The sequence below is a fragment of the Euzebya rosea genome (assembly GCF_003073135.1).
Taxonomy (GTDB): domain Bacteria; phylum Actinomycetota; class Nitriliruptoria; order Euzebyales; family Euzebyaceae; genus Euzebya; species Euzebya rosea.
This window is the reverse complement of sequence record NZ_PGDQ01000009.1, coordinates 41,070-55,293: the sequence shown is the minus strand read 5'-3', so window position 1 is coordinate 55,293 and position 14,224 is coordinate 41,070. Positions and strand designations below refer to the sequence as shown.

The following is a 14,224-nucleotide window of genomic DNA, read 5'->3' as shown; positions in this document are numbered from 1 at the left end:
GGTTGGCCGACACAGGCGTGCCCGGACTGCGGCCCGGGCGTGGCGGACGGCCCGGGTTGGGCGCGGTCAGGCGGGGACGGCGGTGCGGGCCTCGGTGGCCTGGCGGACCTGGCGGCCGAAGCCGGGGAAGTCCGCGACCAGGCCGGCGAAGTAGGGGCGGGTGCTGGTCGCGAGGACCATGTCGGTCTCGGCGACGACGGTGGCGTTGCGACGACCGGGGCCGACGAGGGCCATCTCGCCGATGACGGCGCCGTCGCTGATGTGGGCGATGACCTGACCGTCCCGCTCGACGCGGGCCCGGCCCTCGACGACGAGGTAGAACTCGTGGCCGAACTCGCCCTGGGTCAGCAGCGTGCGGCCGGCCTCGACGGTGACGAGGTCGAGCACCTTGCTGGCGTCGGCGACGCGGCGGACGGGCTGGTCAGCGAACGCCGGCAGACGACGGATCACATCGGTCTTGGGGTCACGGCGACGGAACATGGGATCTCCTGACGGAGGATGGGGGAACAGGAGCAAGCGTATTGCTTGCTTCAGCTATCACATCGTATGGATGTGAACGATCGGTCAGGTGCCGGTTACGGGCGGGCGCACGCGGGTCTCTCCGAATCCCCTGCTAACGCACCCGGGGGCGGGGCGTCTACCCCGTGGAAGCCCCTCCCCGACCCCGAAGGGACCCTGCACACCGTGAACCGACATCTCCTGCCCTCCCTCCTCGCCTGCCTGCTCCTCCTCTCCCTCGCCGCCCCAGCCGCTGCCGAGGACACCGGCGCCCCGGACGACCGTGGCGAGGACCAGCCCGCCAGCCTCATCATCGGCGTCGAGGGCAACCTGCCCGCCGCGGTCGGCGCCCTGGAGGCCATCAACGGCCTCGAGGTCGTGCACGTCTCGCCGCAGGGCGCGTTCGTGGCCGTCGAGGTCGACGGGCTGCGGGCCCTGCAGCTGGCCAGCACGGCCGTCCCCGGCGTCGCCTACGTCGAGCGGGACGAGACCCGGTACAGCCAGGCGATCCCCAACGACGCCCGGTACGGCGAGCAGTACGGGCCCGAGATGATGGGCGCGGAGGAGGCGTGGGGTGCCGTCGGGTACGGCGACACCTCCATCAGCGTGGCGGTGCTCGACACCGGCACCCGGCACGGCCACCAGGACCTGACGCCCACCAGCCGCTTCTCCGCCACGCAGGTCTACACCGGCAACAGCAGCGACAACTGCGGTCACGGCACCCACGTGGCCGGCACCGTCGGCGCGACCACCAACAACGGCGTCGGCGTGGCCGGCATGTCCCAGGCGCAGATGTTGACCTACAAGGTCCTCGACGCCACCGGCGGCATCTTCAACATCCAGTGCTCCGGCTCGACGTCCTCCATCGCCCAGGCCGTCTACGACGCCACCGACGACGGCGCCGACATCATCTCCATGTCCCTCGGCGGCGGCGGGTACTCCCAGTCCTTCGAGAACGCCATCGACTACGCGTGGAACAACGGCGTGCTCGTCGTCGCCGCATCCGGCAACGACGGCGCCAGCAACGGGGTCTCCTACCCGGCGGCCTACGACAACGCGATCGCCGTCGGCGCGCTGGACTCCGACAAGGGCAAGGCCAGCTACTCCAACGCCGGTGACGAGCTCGACGTGGTGGCCCCCGGCTCCAGCGTGCTGTCGACCTACAACTCCTCCAGCTCCTCCTACAGCTCGCTGAGCGGCACCTCGATGGCCACCCCCCACGTCTCGGGCGCCCTTGCCCTGGCCTGGAGCTGCGCGCCGTCCGGCACCACCAACGCCGACGTCCGGGACGCCATGGAAGCCACCGCCGAGGACCTCGGCACCCCCGGCTGGGACCGCAGCTACGGCCACGGCCTGGTCCGGGTCGACCTGATGGTCGACGTGCTCTGCGACGGCGACACCGGCGGCGGCCCGACCAACACCGCCCCGACCGCGGCGTTCACCACGACCACCGACGAGCTGACCGTGGACGTGGACGGCACTGCCTCCAGCGACGCCGACGGTGATGCCCTGACCCACTCCTGGGACTTCGGGGACGGCACGACCGCCACCGGTGCGACCGCCAGCCACACCTACGCGGCTGACGGCACCTACACCGTCACCCTGACCGTCGACGACGGGACCGACACCGACACGACCTCGGCCACCGTCACCGTCGAGGCCGCTGACCCGGGCGGCGACCCCGACCCCTCGACCCCCAACCTGACGTCCGGCCAGACCGTTCAGGTCACGCTGTCGGGCAGCGGCGACGAGGCGTTCTACAAGATCGCCGTGCCGGCTGGCGCCAACAGCGTCACCGTGACGATCGACGGGCCGTCCTGTGGACTGTTCGGCTGTGCCTTCGACGCCGACCTGTACACCCGCGACGGCGCCCGCCCGACCGACTCCGCCTACGACTGCCGTCCGTACCAGGGTGGTTCCGACGAGACCTGTACCGACACCTCCCCGACCGCGGGGTACCTGTACGTGCGGGTCGACGCCTACTCCGGCTCCGGGACGGTCGACCTGACCGCGACCGTCAGCTGACCCATCCCGCCGGGCGTCCCTGCATCCCCACCCCCTGCAGGGACCGTCCGGCCCGTGACGCCCCGGCCGATGGCCGGGGCGTTTCGTGTGTGCTGGGTTGCGCTACTTCTTCTTGCCGTCGTACATGTCCTCGATGAGGTCGGCGTAGGCGTCGTGGACGACGTTGCGCTTGACCTTCAGCGACGCGGTCAGGAAGCCGTTGTCGACGCTGAGCGGCTCGGGGACGAGGCTCCAGTACTTGATCGTCTCGAAGCTCGCCAGGTCACCGTTGACCTTGGCGACGTGCGCGTCGATGGCCTTGGCGACCTCGGGAGCGTCCTGGCTGGGCGCGATGCCCTGCTGCTTCGCCCACTCCTCCAGCTCCTCGGGGTCGATGGAGATCAGGGCGGTGCAGTAGTTCTTGGTGTCGCCGATGACGACCGCTTCCTGGATGATCGGCAGCAGCTTCAGCGACCCCTCGATCTTGGCCGGCGCGACGTACTTGCCGCCGGAGGTCTTGATGAGCTCCTTCTTGCGGCCGGTGATCTTGAGGAAGCCGTCGGCGTCGATCGATCCCTCGTCACCGGTGTGGAACCAACCCTCGTCGTCGAAGGCGTCGCCGGTGGCGTCGGGACGGTTCAGGTAGCCCTGGGTGATGTTGGGGCCCTTGGCCAGGATCTCCCGGTCGTTGGCGATCCGCAGCTCGACCCCCGGCAGCGCCTTGCCGACCGTCCCGACCTTCATGTCGCCGGGCAGGTTGGAGGTCAGGCCGGGGCAGGTCTCGGTCAGGCCGTACGCCTCGATGAGGTCCAGGCCGAGCGCCAGGAAGAAGGTGTGCACCTCGGCGTCCAGCGGAGCGGACCCCGACAGCAGCGCCTTGCTGCGGTCCATGCCGAGCAGCGCACGCAGCTTGGACAGCACGACCTTGTCCGCGACCGCGTACTGCAGCTTCAGCAGCAGGGGCAGCTCCTTGCCCTGGGTCCGGAACGGCACGGTCTGCCTGCCGACGCCGAGGGCCCAGCCGAAGATCTTCTGACGGGCGGGCGGCGAGCCGGCCACGGTCGTCTCGATCTTGGACTTCATCTTCTCGTAGACACGCGGGGCGGCCGGGAAGAAGCCGGGGCGGGTCTCGCGGGCGTCGTCGGCCAGCGTCGCGACGGCGGAGATGATCAGCGGCAGGTTCATGTACGGCGCCGAGAACTGGATCAGGCGACCGAAGGAGTGGGCCAGCGGCAGGAAGAGGAATAGTCCGCCCGCGCGCATGTCGTCGTCCAGGAGGGCCGACTTCTCCGCCGCGCGGGCCATCGCGAGGTGGTTGTCGTGGGTCTGGATGACGGCCTTGGGCGGGCCGGTGGTCCCGGAGGTGTAGGTGTAGGTGGCGGTCTGGTCGGGAGTGGCCGCCTCGCGACGACGCGTCATCTCCTCCCGCTGCTCGTCCAGCTTCTCCTTGCCGCGGGCCTCGAGGTCGGCGAGGGACTCCCAGTCGTCCGCCGGGTCGATGCCGGTGGGGTCGATGACGACGACGTGCTGCAGGACCAGCTGGTCGGCGGAGTAGTCGGTCTCGAAGAAGGTGAAGCCCTTCCGCATGGTGCGGATCTTCTCCAGCTGGGCGGCGTCGTCGACGATGACCAGCTTGATGCCGGTGTCGACGTGGGCGTAGCCGACCTCCTCCGGGTGCAGCGAGGCGTAGATCGGCACCGTCTGCAGGCCGATGGACAGCGCCGCGAAGTCGCAGGTCACCCACGCCTCGCTGGTCTGTCCGAGGAGGCCGACGACGTCGTTGTCCTCCAGGTCCATGGCGGTCAGCAGGCCGGCGGCGATCCGGTCGGCGCGGTCACGGACCTGCACCCAGGTGCGGTCCTGCCAGCTGCCGTTGACCTTGGTCCGGATGGCGACACCGCTTGGTGAAGCATCGGCCCGGGCATGAAGCAGCTGGGCGAGGGTGGAGATCTGGAGGCTCATGGACTGGCGCCTTTCACGGACGTTCTCGGTGACGATGCGGCGGGGACGGAGGTCCCAGCGCCGGGGCACGGTGCTGGAGTCTATTCAGCGCGCAGCCCGGAACCACAGCCGAGCGCGTCGGGTGACGCCACAGTGACGGAACGGACGGCCACCGCGGCGCCGACGTAGGCTCGGCTGGACCCCACGAGAGGCCCCTCAAGTGCCGCAGCCGTTGCCCGACGTCCCCGACGCCGACCCCGACGCCACCGTCGATCCCGCGTGGTCGGACCTGCGCACCACCGCGGCCCTGCCCAGCTGGTACCAGCCCGCGGCGATGCCGACGCAGGTGGTGGGCTGGCGACGAGCCGCCGCCTGGACCGTCGTGGTCATGCTGGTCAGCTCGGCGAGCGCCGGGCTCTGCCTGACCTACGGGCCGGATGAGCTGTGGCGGTTCCTGGGCATCGGCTGAGCTGACGCGGCCGTCACGGGAGGACGGCGGGACGAGGGTCAGTCGTCGCCGTTGCCGTTGTCGTCGCGGGAGTGGTCCTCGACCTCGTGCAGCGGCTCGTCGGGCAGCGGCTGGACCTTCGGCTGGCTGCGTCGACGGCGACGAGCGGGGACCAGGTCGCGCATCTCGTCGAGCCGGCCGAAGCACAGCAGCCGGTCCTCGGCCTCGAGCACGCGGTTGCCGCGCGGGTTGGGGATGACCTTGGTGCCACGGTTCATCGTCAGCACCGAGATGTCCCGTTCGCGCAGGTCGGTCTCGGTGATGGACTTGCCGACCATGGGGGACCCCTCGCGCACGACCAGCTCGGCCACCCCGTAGCCGGTGGACACCGTCAGCCGCTGGCGGACGTCGAGCTCGGGGAAGTCGACCTGGCTGGCGATGTAGTCCACGATCGCCCCGGCGATGTCGAGGCCCGTCGCCCCCTCGATGCCCTCCAGCCCGGGTGAGGAGTTGACCTCCATCACGAGCGGGCCGTGGTCGGACTCCAGCATGTCCACGCCGGCGACCCGCAGGCCCATGATCTGCGCGGCCTGGACGGCCACTCGCTCGTACTCCTCGTCGAGGTCGACCAGCTCGGTGCGGCCGCCGCGGTGCACGTTGGAGCGGAACTCGTCGCCCTGCGCCACGCGGCGCATGGCGGCCACGACCCGGTCGCCCACGACCAGCGCGCGGACGTCCTTGCCGCGGGACTCGGAGATGAACTGCTGGATCAGCACGTTCTGCTTGGTGGACTGCAGCGTCTCCACGACCGCTTCGGCCACCTTGTTGTCGGGCGCGAGGATGACGCCGATGCCCTGGGTGCCCTCGAGCAGCTTGATGACGACGGGCGCGCCACCGACGGCCTTGATGGCCGACGGGACGTCCTTGCGGTCACGGACGAACATCGTCCGCGGGATGCCGATGGAGTGTCGCGACAGGATCTGGATCGAGCGCAGCTTGTCGCGCGAGTTGGCGATACCCGCCGCGGTGTTGGGCGTGTAGACGTCCATCTGCTCGAACTGCCGCACCACCGCGAGGCCGAAGAACGTGATGGACGCGCCGATCCTCGGGAGGATGGCGTCGTAGTCCGACAGGTGCCGGCCGCGGAACTGCAGGTCCGGTTCACCCCCGGTCAGGTCGATGCCGAAGCGGACGGTGTTGAGGACCTTCGCCTCGTGACCGCGCTCGAGCGCAGCGATCTTCAGCCGCTGCGTGGAGTAGGCGTTGGGGGACCTGGAGAGGATGCCGAGCTTCATTGCCCCGCACGATACGGGGTGTACCGGGGTCCGTGCCGGGCTGCGGGTGGTCCGACGGTGTCAGCCGGACGCCCTAGCGGTCACGGATGTAGCGGATACGACGGAACTCCGAGCGGAATCGCGCGACCTTCGGCGCCAGTCGACTGGGGTCGTCGTCGCGCCAGGCCTGGCCGATGAAGGCCGCGAGCTGGGGGATCGCGGCACCGCTGATCCCCCACCGCACGATCTCCGGGGTCCCCATCCGCAGGCCGTTGGCGTCCCCCTCGATCGTGGGGATCGGCAGGCCGATCGCGCTGGTCAGCAGGTTCGCGCGTCGCAGGTGGTGGGCCGCGGCCGTCCCACCGCCGAGCTCGCGGGCATCGAGCGCCAGCTGGTGGCTGACCTGCGTCGGCTGCCCCGCCGGACGATGGACTGGAAGGTCCTGCGCCTCCAGGCCCCGGGCCAGGTCGGCGGCGGCGGTGACCATGTCGGCGGCGTACTGCCGGCCGTGCACGAGCCAGTCCAGCATCGTGACGGCAAGCGCTGCGGTCTTGCCCGCGTCGAAGTTGGCGGTCAGGCCGGGGTGGGCGATCGCCTCGATCCGCTCGGCCAGCGTCGCGTCGTCGGTGACGACCACCCCACCCGGCGGACCGGCGAGGCTCTTGTAGGTGCTCATCGTCATCAGGTGCGCGCCGTGGAGGAGCGGGTTCGGCCAGGCCCGCCCGGCGATCAGGCCGCACAGGTGGGCCGCGTCGAACAGCACCCTGGCGTCCACCTCGTCGGCAACGCGCCGGATCCCCTCCACGGGATGGTGGGCGAGGTTGAGGCTGCCGCCGATGGTGATCAGCGCCGGTCGGACGCGGTGGGCGAGCGTCCGCAGCCCGTCGACGTCGATGCTGTTGGTGTCCGGGTCGACCGGCGCGTGGTGGACCTCCAGCCCGTAGAGCCCGGCCGCACCCGCCTCGTGGTGGGTGACGTGACCACCGACGCTGGGCGGCGGGACGATCACCGCATCGCCCGGCGACGCCGTGGCCATGAAGGCGTAGAGGTTGGCGATCGCGCCGGAGGGCACCCGCACCTCGGCGAAGGTGGCGCCGAAGACCTCGCGCACGAGGTTGGTCGCGAGGACCTCGATCTCCTCGATGGCCTCCAGCCCGGTCTCGTACTTCGCCCCGGGGTAGCCGAGGGACGGACGGCTGCCGAGCCCCCGGGCCATCATCGCCTCGGCCACCGGGTTCATGGTGTTGGCGGCCGGGTCGAGGTTGACGGCCTCGCGGTCGTGGATGTCCCGGTCGCGCTGGACCAGGGCGTCCAGTCGACGAGCGATGCCGTCGACGTCCAACCGGTGGGCCTCGGCGGAGATGGTGGCCACCCGGTCGGCGGCCGACGGCGGCAGCCAGGATCGCGGGTCCACGGCGTGTTCGTAGCGCCACATGGGCGGATCAGTGACCTTTCGGATCCACTGGCGGGCCCGGTCGAGCTCCAGCCAGGCCGCGCGGATTGCGGCGTCGTCGGTGTTGCCCTGCTGGCGGAGGTCGTCCCGCACCTTCCACGCGCGCGTCAGCTCGACGAACGCGGCGTCGAAGGGCGTCACAGCCTCCATTCCGCCGGATCCTAGCGAAGCCGACGGTCGTGGGACGGGTCAGATCCCGGCCTCGTCGGCGTACCCCGCGGCCATGTCGAACAGGTCGGTCACCTTCTCCTCGAACAGGCGCCAGCCGTCGTCGGCGTCGCCGTAGGCACCCGCCCGGTTGCGCTGGTAGACGCCCTCGAGGATCGCAGCCAGGCGCCAGGTGGCGAACGCCATGTAGTAGGGCAGGACCCCGTCGGGGACGTCCAGCCCGCCGGCGTCGACGTAGGCCCGGACGAAGTCCTCACCGGTGCCGTACCCGGGGTGGCCGGTGGGACGGCCGATCAACGCGTCGGGCACGCTGTCGTCGCCCCAGTAGACGAGCGTGATGGCGAGGTCGGCGAGGGGGTCACCGGCGGTCCACAGCTCCCAGTCGAGCACGGCGGCGACGGTGCCGTCGGGGTGGATGATGACGTTGTCCAGCCGGTAGTCGCCGTGGACGATCGCGGTGGCCCGCTGCTCGGGGATCGCCGCGGTCAACCGGTCGTGAACCGCGTCGGCCACCGGCAGCTCACGGCCCTTCTGGGCGTCCATCTGCCGCTTCCACACGTGCAGCTGGCGGGCCAGGTAGCTGTCGCCCTTCCCCGGCTTGACCAGCCCCAGCTCGTAGGGGTCGATCCGGTGCAGCGCGGCCATGGTGCCGGCCAGGGAGCGGGTCGCCGTCGCACGGGCCGCCTCGTCGATGGACGCCCCGTCCTCGGTGGTCCGCAGGATCAGCCCGTCGACGTGGCGCATGACGTAGAACGTGCCGCCGATGATCGACTCGTCGCCCTCGAATCCGATGACCTCGGGGACGGGGACGTCGCTGTCGGCCAGCGCGCTCATGACCCGGGCCTCACGTGACATGTCGTGGGCGCCTGGCAGGAGGTCTCCCAGCGGCGGCCGGCGGACCACGAACGTGCGGCCCCCGGCGTCCGCCACGCGGTAGGTCAGGTTCGAGCGGCCACCGGAGATCTGCGTCGCGGTCAGCGGAGGGGTCACCTCCGCCCGGCCGGCCAGCCAGCCCTCGAGGGCGTCGACATCCAGCGGGACTCCGTGTGCATCGCTCATGACCGCATACCCAACCACACCCGTGGGGGCCGCACCCAGCCGACCGTTTGGCAGGACATGACCGCGGTCACCTACCCTCGCCACATGCCGCTGACCCAAGCCGTACTCGATCACGTTGCCATCGCCGTGGAGGACGTGGATGCCGCCGTGTCCCACTGGCTCGACCGCGGGGCCGTGCCCGTCGGCGGGGGTGTGGCCCCCGCGTTCCGCAGCGAGCAGGTCCGCCTGGGCAACGGCGCCAAGCTGGAGCTGATCGGCCGGACCTCGGGCGAGCCGTCCTTCATCGACGGCTACCTGGAACGGTTCGGCCCCGGTCGCGTCCACCACGTCACCATCAAGGTGGGCACGTCGTTGGCCCAGGCGATCGACGAGCTCGAGGCGGAGGGCATCCAGACCGTGGACCGCAACGAGTCCTACCCCCACTGGCACGAGGCGTTCGTCCGCCCGTCCGTCGTCGGCGGGATGATCGTGCAGATCGCCTGGGCCTCCGGCACCGACGCCGACTTCGCCGAGCGCAGCGGCAGGCCCGCACCGCAGCCACCCGATCCCGCCGCCCCGCACCTGCTGGCGCTGCGGATGACCCACACCGACCCCGCCGCCGTCCGGCCGCTGTGGGCTGCCCTCGGGGCCACGGTGGACGACCGGGAGGACGGTGGGTTCGAGGTCCGCTGGCCGAGCTCGCCGATGGTCGTCCGGGTTGCCCCGGGCGAGCGGTCTGGGCCGGTCGGGCTCGTCGTGCCGGACCTGGCCCCCGGCGAGCGGACCGACGTCGCCCCCGTCCTGCTCGGGGTCTGACACCGTCGTGTGGCCGGCGGCGGAGTTCGGCGACGCGTGGGCCGACGTCTACGACGCCGTCTTCGCCGATCTCGACACCGACGCCGAGCACGCCGTCGCGGCACTGAGCACGGACCTCGCAGACGGGGCCGGGGTGCTGGAGCTGGGGGTGGGCACCGGCCGCCTCGCCATCCCGCTGGCCGCGACGGGACTGCATGTCACGGGTGTGGACAGCTCGGCGCGCATGCTCGCCGGACTGGCGGCCAAGGCGGGCGGCGACGCGGTCAGGGGGGTGCTGGGCGACATGGTCGACCCGCCCGTCGAGGGGCCGTTCGACCTCGTCCTCATCGCATTCAACACGTTGTTCGCGTTGCCCGACCAGGACCGGCAGGTGGCGTGTGTCGGCGCCGCCGCGCGGGGGCTCGCCGACGGTGGGCGCCTGGTCGTGGAGGCCGCGGTCCCTCAGCCATGGCGATTCGCGGACGGCGACCACGACCCGGTGACGCAGACGGTCCGGTCGGTGCGGGTTGTCCCCGACGACACCGGTGTCCGTACGCTGCCCCTCAACATGCGCTACGCCTGGCCCAGCGAGGTCGACCTGATGGCGCGGCTGGCTGGCCTGTCCCGTGTCAGGCGGTCGGGCGGCTGGGCCGGCGAACCCTTCGATGACCTGTCCACGCGACACGTCACCACCTACCGAAAGGACCCCACGACATGAAGCTCGAGGTTGTCGACGGCATCCACCTGCTGACGCTGGACGAGGCGTCGCAGGTCATCAACGACACGACCGTCGCCGCGTGGAACGACGCGCTGGCCACCGTCGCGGCGTCCGAGGGCCCGACTGCGCTGGTCGTCACGGGCGAGGGCAAGACGTTCAACCAGGGACTCGACCTGCCGTTCATCGGCGGCCTCGGCGAGGCGTTCCCCGACTTCATCCGGGACGTGCACCAGCTGTTCGGGCGGTTGCTGCGGGTCGACGTCCCCACGATCGCGGCGATGAACGGCCACACCATCGCCGGCGGCGCGATGCTGGCCCTCTGCATGGACCTGCGCATCATGCGGTCCGACCGTGGCTGGTTCCGGCTGCCGGAGGTGGAGCTGCAGATGCCGTTCACCACGGTCATGGACAGCCTGGTGTCGTCGCGGATCCCCCAGCCGGCGCAGCACCGGATGATGGTGCTCGGCGAGCGGGTCGGGGGCGAGGGTGCGCTGGCTGCCGGCGCCGTCGACGCCGTGGCCGAGGGCGAGGACGGCCCCCGAGAGGCCGCCATGGCGAGGGCCGCCGAGCTGGCGCAGTACCGCGGCCCGGCGCTGACGCAGATCCGCACCACCCGATACGGCGACCTGCTGGCCTCCATCGACCGCGACGGCGACCGCGAACACCTCTTCGCCCCCTGATCAAGCGGTCCGACGGGACCGGCGCGGCGAGCGGAAACCGACCCGGACGGCGGCCGGCCCGGCGGCCGGGCGTGTGCCTTCCCCTCCCCCACCAGGTGGCCATGCCACCCACCCTCGGGCCACGTGTGCGGCCCCCACCCCCGCGGGGCGTGCATTCCACACGAACCCGCACCCCGTGTGGTTTCCCCCGACCCCCGGGGCGGGCAAGGCACACGCCGGGGCTCGGCCCGACAACACGAACGGCCGGTCCCGTCGGCGGGCCGGCCGTGTCGTGGGACGCGCTACACGCGCTCCGCGCTGCACGCGCTCCGCGCTGGACGGACTACGTCCTGGACGCGCTCCGCGCTACACACGCTCCGCGCTACACACGCTCCGCGCTACACGTGCCCGCGGGCGACGAGCTCCTCGCCGATCTGGACGGTGTTGAGGGCGGCGCCCTTCAGGAGGTTGTCGCCGACACACCAGAAGTTGAGGGAGTGGCTGTCGTGCAGGTCCGCACGGACGCGGCCGACGGCGACCTCGTCCCGACCGGCGTACTCCAGCGGCGTGGGCATGTCGGCGACGACCAGGCCCGGGAATCCGTCGAGGGCCTTCAGCGCGGCCTCGCGGGTGACGGACTGGCCGAACGTCGCACGGATCTGCAGGGAGTGGCCCGCCACGACCGGCACCCGCACGCAGGTCGGCGCGACCTCCAGGTCGGGAAGGCCGAGGATCTTCCTCGACTCGTTGAGCAGCTTGAGCTCCTCGTCGGTGTAGCCGTTGTCCTGCACCGTGCCCAGCACCGGGACGACGTTGAAGGCAAGCGGGGCGGCGAACACGTTCGGCTCGACCAGCTTCGCCGCGGCAGCGCCGTCGGTGCGCAGCAGGTCGAAGTGCTCGGCCAGCACCGGCACCTGGGCCTGCAGCTCGTCGATGCCGCTCTGTCCGGCCCCACCGGCCGCCTGGTAGCTCGTGGCCACCATCGACACCAGGCCGAACGCATCGTGCAGGGCCTTCAGCGGCAGCATCGCCGCCATGGTCGTGCAGTTGGGGTTGGCGACGATGCCCTTGGTCGGCCGCACCGACAGCTCGTCCCCGTTGACCTCGGTGACGACCAGCGGCACGTCGGGGTCCATGCGGAACGCCGAGGAGTTGTCCACGACGATGGCGCCGGCCTCGACCGCGCGGGGCGCGTGCTCCAGCGACCGCCCTCCACCGGCGGAGAACAGCGCGAGGTCGACGCCGTCGAAGGCATCGGCGTCGGCAAGGTTCTTGACCGTGATCTCGCGGTCCCGCCAGCGGATGACCGTGCCGGCGGACCGCTCGGAGGCCAGCAGGACGAGGTCCTCCAGCGGGAAGTCCCGGCGGTCCAGGAGGCGACGGAGGTCCTGACCGACCGCTCCCGTAGCTCCAGCGATGGCGACTCTGCGACCCATGACCTAGCTCCCTTCGACGCTGACGACTTCGGCGCCGTCCAGCCCGAACTCGGAGTGAATGGCGTTCACGGCGGTCTCGACGTCGGACTCGTCGACCACCACGGAGATGCGGATGGTGGAGGTGGAGATCATGTCGATGTTCACGCCGGCTTCCGACAGCGCGGTGAACATGCGCGCGGCGACGCCGGGGTTGGTCTTCATGCCCGCCCCGACCAGGGACACCTTGCCGATCTTCTCGTCGACCTCCAGGCCCTGGGCGCCGACCTCGGTCAGCAGCGGCTCCAGCGCCTCACGCGCCACCCTGGAGTCCGTCAGGGGGATGGTGAACGTCATGTCGGTCGTCCCGGTCGCCGAGACGTTCTGCACGATCATGTCGACGTTCACGTTGGCGTCGGCGAGCGACTGGAACACCCGGGCGGCCACGCCGGGCTTGTCCGGCACGCCGCGCACGGTCAGCTTGCCCTCCGACCGGTCGTGGGCGACGCCGGAGATGATGGCCTCTTCCATGGGGTTTCCTTCCGCGTGGGCGTGCACCCACGTTCCCTGGTGGTGGCTGAAGCTCGAGCGGACGTGGATGTCCACGCCGTGGTTGCGGCCGAACTCCACCGACCGCGTGTGCAGGACGCCGGCGCCGTGGGCGGCGAGCTCCAGCATCTCCTCCGCGGAGATGTGCTCGACCTTGCGCGCCGTCGGCACGATCCGGGGGTCGGCGGTGTAGACGCCGTCGACGTCGGTGTAGATCTCGCAGACCTTCGCGCCGAGCGCGGCCGCCAGCGCCACCGCGGTGGTGTCGGTGCCGCCACGACCGAGCGTGGTCACGTCCTTGGTCGTCCGGGACACGCCCTGGAAGCCGGCCACGATGACGACGTGGCCCTCGGCCAGCGCGTCGGTGATCCGGCCCGGCGTGATGTCGAGGATCTTGGCCTTGCCGTGCACGTCGTCGGTGATGATGCCGGCCTGCGATCCGGTGAAGGACCGGGCGCTCAGCCCCTCCTCCTGGATCGCCATCGCCAGCAGCGCCATGGAGATGCGCTCACCGGCGGTCAGCAGCATGTCCATCTCGCGTCCGGGTGGGTGCGGGGAGATCTCCTCCGCCTGCCGGATCAGCTGGTCGGTCGTCTTGCCCATGGCGGACACGGCGACGACGACGTTGTTGCCGGCGCGCTTCGTTCGTGCGATCCGATCGGCCACACGGGTGATGCGGTCGGTGTCGGCCACCGAGGTTCCGCCGTATTTCTGCACGATGATGGGCGCGCCGGTCATGGGCGACAGGCTAGCCGCGTTCCGCCGGAACTCCGATTCGTCCCACCGGACCGGGTCCGCGTCACTCGTGCGGGTGGAGCGGTTCGGGCAGCTTGACCGCCCCCGTCCCCCGGTCCGCGAGCTGGTCGTCGGGGTTGAAGATCGTGCAGGACCTCAGCGACAGGCAGCCACAGCCGATGCAGCCGGTGAGGCCGTCCCGCAGTCGTTCGAGGGCGGCGATCTCGTCGTCCAGGCGGCTGCGCCAGCTCCTCGAGATGCGAGCCCAGTCGGCCTTGGTCGGCGTGCGTTCCGACGGCAGGAGCGCGAGGGCCTCCCGGATCTCGTGCAGGCTCAGGCCGACGTGCTGCGCCGCCGCGACGAAGGCCAGGCGCCTGAGCACGTCGCGGTCGTAGCGGCGCTGTCCCCCGTCGGTCCGGTGCGCGGAGATCAGCCCCTCGCGTTCGTAGTACCGCAGGGCCGACGCGGCGTACCCGCTGCGCTCGGCGACCTCGCTGACCGTCAGCTTCGCGACCCTGCCCAAGGAAACCTC

General features: G+C 71.1%; 13 protein-coding genes. 5 read left to right on the top strand and 8 right to left on the bottom strand.

Annotated elements, in window-relative coordinates:
• Positions 1-66 precede the first annotated feature (66 nt).
• A complete protein-coding gene (locus CUC05_RS13485) occupies positions 67-480 on the bottom strand; it encodes a cyclic nucleotide-binding domain-containing protein (protein ID WP_108666641.1) in 414 nt (137 codons plus the stop codon).
• A gap of 204 nt (positions 481-684) precedes the next feature.
• Between CUC05_RS13485 and CUC05_RS13480 the strand changes: the two genes are divergently transcribed.
• Positions 685-2,523, top strand: coding sequence for a S8 family serine peptidase (locus CUC05_RS13480; protein WP_108666640.1), 1,839 nt, complete (start codon positions 685-687; stop codon positions 2,521-2,523).
• Between the two features lie 102 nt (positions 2,524-2,625).
• Here the strand turns inward: CUC05_RS13480 and CUC05_RS13475 are convergent, their stop codons facing one another.
• Positions 2,626-4,464, bottom strand: a complete 1,839-nt coding sequence (locus tag CUC05_RS13475; protein WP_108666639.1) for an AMP-dependent synthetase/ligase — start codon at positions 4,462-4,464, stop codon at positions 2,626-2,628.
• A 199-nt stretch (positions 4,465-4,663) separates the two neighbouring features.
• Between CUC05_RS13475 and CUC05_RS13470 the strand changes: the two genes are divergently transcribed.
• Positions 4,664-4,912, top strand: a complete 249-nt coding sequence (locus CUC05_RS13470; RefSeq protein ID WP_108666638.1) for a hypothetical protein — start codon at positions 4,664-4,666, stop codon at positions 4,910-4,912.
• Positions 4,913-4,950: 38 nt separating this feature from the next.
• Here the strand turns inward: CUC05_RS13470 and CUC05_RS13465 are convergent, their stop codons facing one another.
• The 3 genes from CUC05_RS13465 to CUC05_RS13455 form a co-directional block, all read right to left on the bottom strand.
• A complete protein-coding gene (locus CUC05_RS13465) occupies positions 4,951-6,186 on the bottom strand; it encodes a RimK family alpha-L-glutamate ligase (RefSeq protein WP_108666637.1) in 1,236 nt (411 codons plus the stop codon).
• A gap of 73 nt (positions 6,187-6,259) precedes the next feature.
• Complete coding sequence (locus CUC05_RS13460) at positions 6,260-7,768, bottom strand: serine hydroxymethyltransferase (RefSeq protein ID WP_205712323.1); 1,509 nt, start codon at positions 7,766-7,768, stop codon at positions 6,260-6,262.
• 39 nt (positions 7,769-7,807) lie between these two features.
• Positions 7,808-8,845 (bottom strand): phosphotransferase family protein, encoded by a 1,038-nt coding sequence (locus CUC05_RS13455; protein WP_108666636.1) that lies wholly within the window; start codon positions 8,843-8,845, stop codon positions 7,808-7,810.
• An 84-nt stretch (positions 8,846-8,929) separates the two neighbouring features.
• Between CUC05_RS13455 and CUC05_RS13450 the strand changes: the two genes are divergently transcribed.
• The 3 genes from CUC05_RS13450 to CUC05_RS13440 are packed head-to-tail and all read left to right on the top strand — an operon-like array spanning position 8,930 to position 11,017.
• Entirely contained in the window at positions 8,930-9,640 is a 711-nt protein-coding gene (locus tag CUC05_RS13450) for a VOC family protein (protein ID WP_157965535.1), read from the top strand.
• Between the two features lie 7 nt (positions 9,641-9,647).
• Positions 9,648-10,337, top strand: coding sequence for a class I SAM-dependent DNA methyltransferase (locus CUC05_RS13445; RefSeq protein ID WP_108666634.1), 690 nt, complete (start codon positions 9,648-9,650; stop codon positions 10,335-10,337).
• Positions 10,334-11,017, top strand: coding sequence for an enoyl-CoA hydratase/isomerase family protein (locus CUC05_RS13440; RefSeq protein WP_108666633.1), 684 nt, complete (start codon positions 10,334-10,336; stop codon positions 11,015-11,017). The genes CUC05_RS13445 and CUC05_RS13440 overlap by 4 nt, the downstream gene beginning before the upstream one ends.
• 377 nt (positions 11,018-11,394) lie before the next feature.
• On the opposite strand, the gene CUC05_RS13435 is transcribed toward CUC05_RS13440, so the two are convergent.
• The 3 genes from CUC05_RS13435 to soxR form a co-directional block, all read right to left on the bottom strand.
• Entirely contained in the window at positions 11,395-12,432 is a 1,038-nt protein-coding gene (locus CUC05_RS13435) for an aspartate-semialdehyde dehydrogenase (protein ID WP_108666632.1), read from the bottom strand.
• A 3-nt stretch (positions 12,433-12,435) separates the two neighbouring features.
• Entirely contained in the window at positions 12,436-13,695 is a 1,260-nt protein-coding gene (locus CUC05_RS13430) for an aspartate kinase (protein ID WP_108666631.1), read from the bottom strand.
• Between the two features lie 61 nt (positions 13,696-13,756).
• Positions 13,757-14,215 carry a redox-sensitive transcriptional activator SoxR gene (gene soxR, locus CUC05_RS13425; RefSeq protein ID WP_108666630.1) on the bottom strand — a complete coding sequence of 153 codons (459 nt, stop codon included), beginning with the start codon at positions 14,213-14,215 and terminating at the stop codon, positions 13,757-13,759.
• Positions 14,216-14,224: the final 9 nt, after the last annotated feature.

Bases quoted from the DNA above. Each gene is read 5' to 3' on its own strand.
- CUC05_RS13485 (WP_108666641.1), bottom strand. From the start codon at position 480: ATGTTCCGTCGCCGTGACCCCAAGACCGATGTGATCCGTCGTCTGCCG.
- CUC05_RS13460 (WP_205712323.1), bottom strand. From the start codon at position 7,768: ATGGAGGCTGTGACGCCCTTCGACGCCGCGTTCGTCGAGCTGACGCGC.
- CUC05_RS13450 (WP_157965535.1), top strand. From the start codon at position 8,930: ATGCCGCTGACCCAAGCCGTACTCGATCACGTTGCCATCGCCGTGGAG.
- CUC05_RS13435 (WP_108666632.1), bottom strand. From the start codon at position 12,432: ATGGGTCGCAGAGTCGCCATCGCTGGAGCTACGGGAGCGGTCGGTCAG.
- CUC05_RS13440 (WP_108666633.1), top strand. From the start codon at position 10,334: ATGAAGCTCGAGGTTGTCGACGGCATCCACCTGCTGACGCTGGACGAG.
- CUC05_RS13465 (WP_108666637.1), bottom strand. From the start codon at position 6,186: ATGAAGCTCGGCATCCTCTCCAGGTCCCCCAACGCCTACTCCACGCAG.
- CUC05_RS13455 (WP_108666636.1), bottom strand. From the start codon at position 8,845: ATGAGCGATGCACACGGAGTCCCGCTGGATGTCGACGCCCTCGAGGGC.
- CUC05_RS13430 (WP_108666631.1), bottom strand. From the start codon at position 13,695: ATGACCGGCGCGCCCATCATCGTGCAGAAATACGGCGGAACCTCGGTG.
- CUC05_RS13475 (WP_108666639.1), bottom strand. From the start codon at position 4,464: ATGAGCCTCCAGATCTCCACCCTCGCCCAGCTGCTTCATGCCCGGGCC.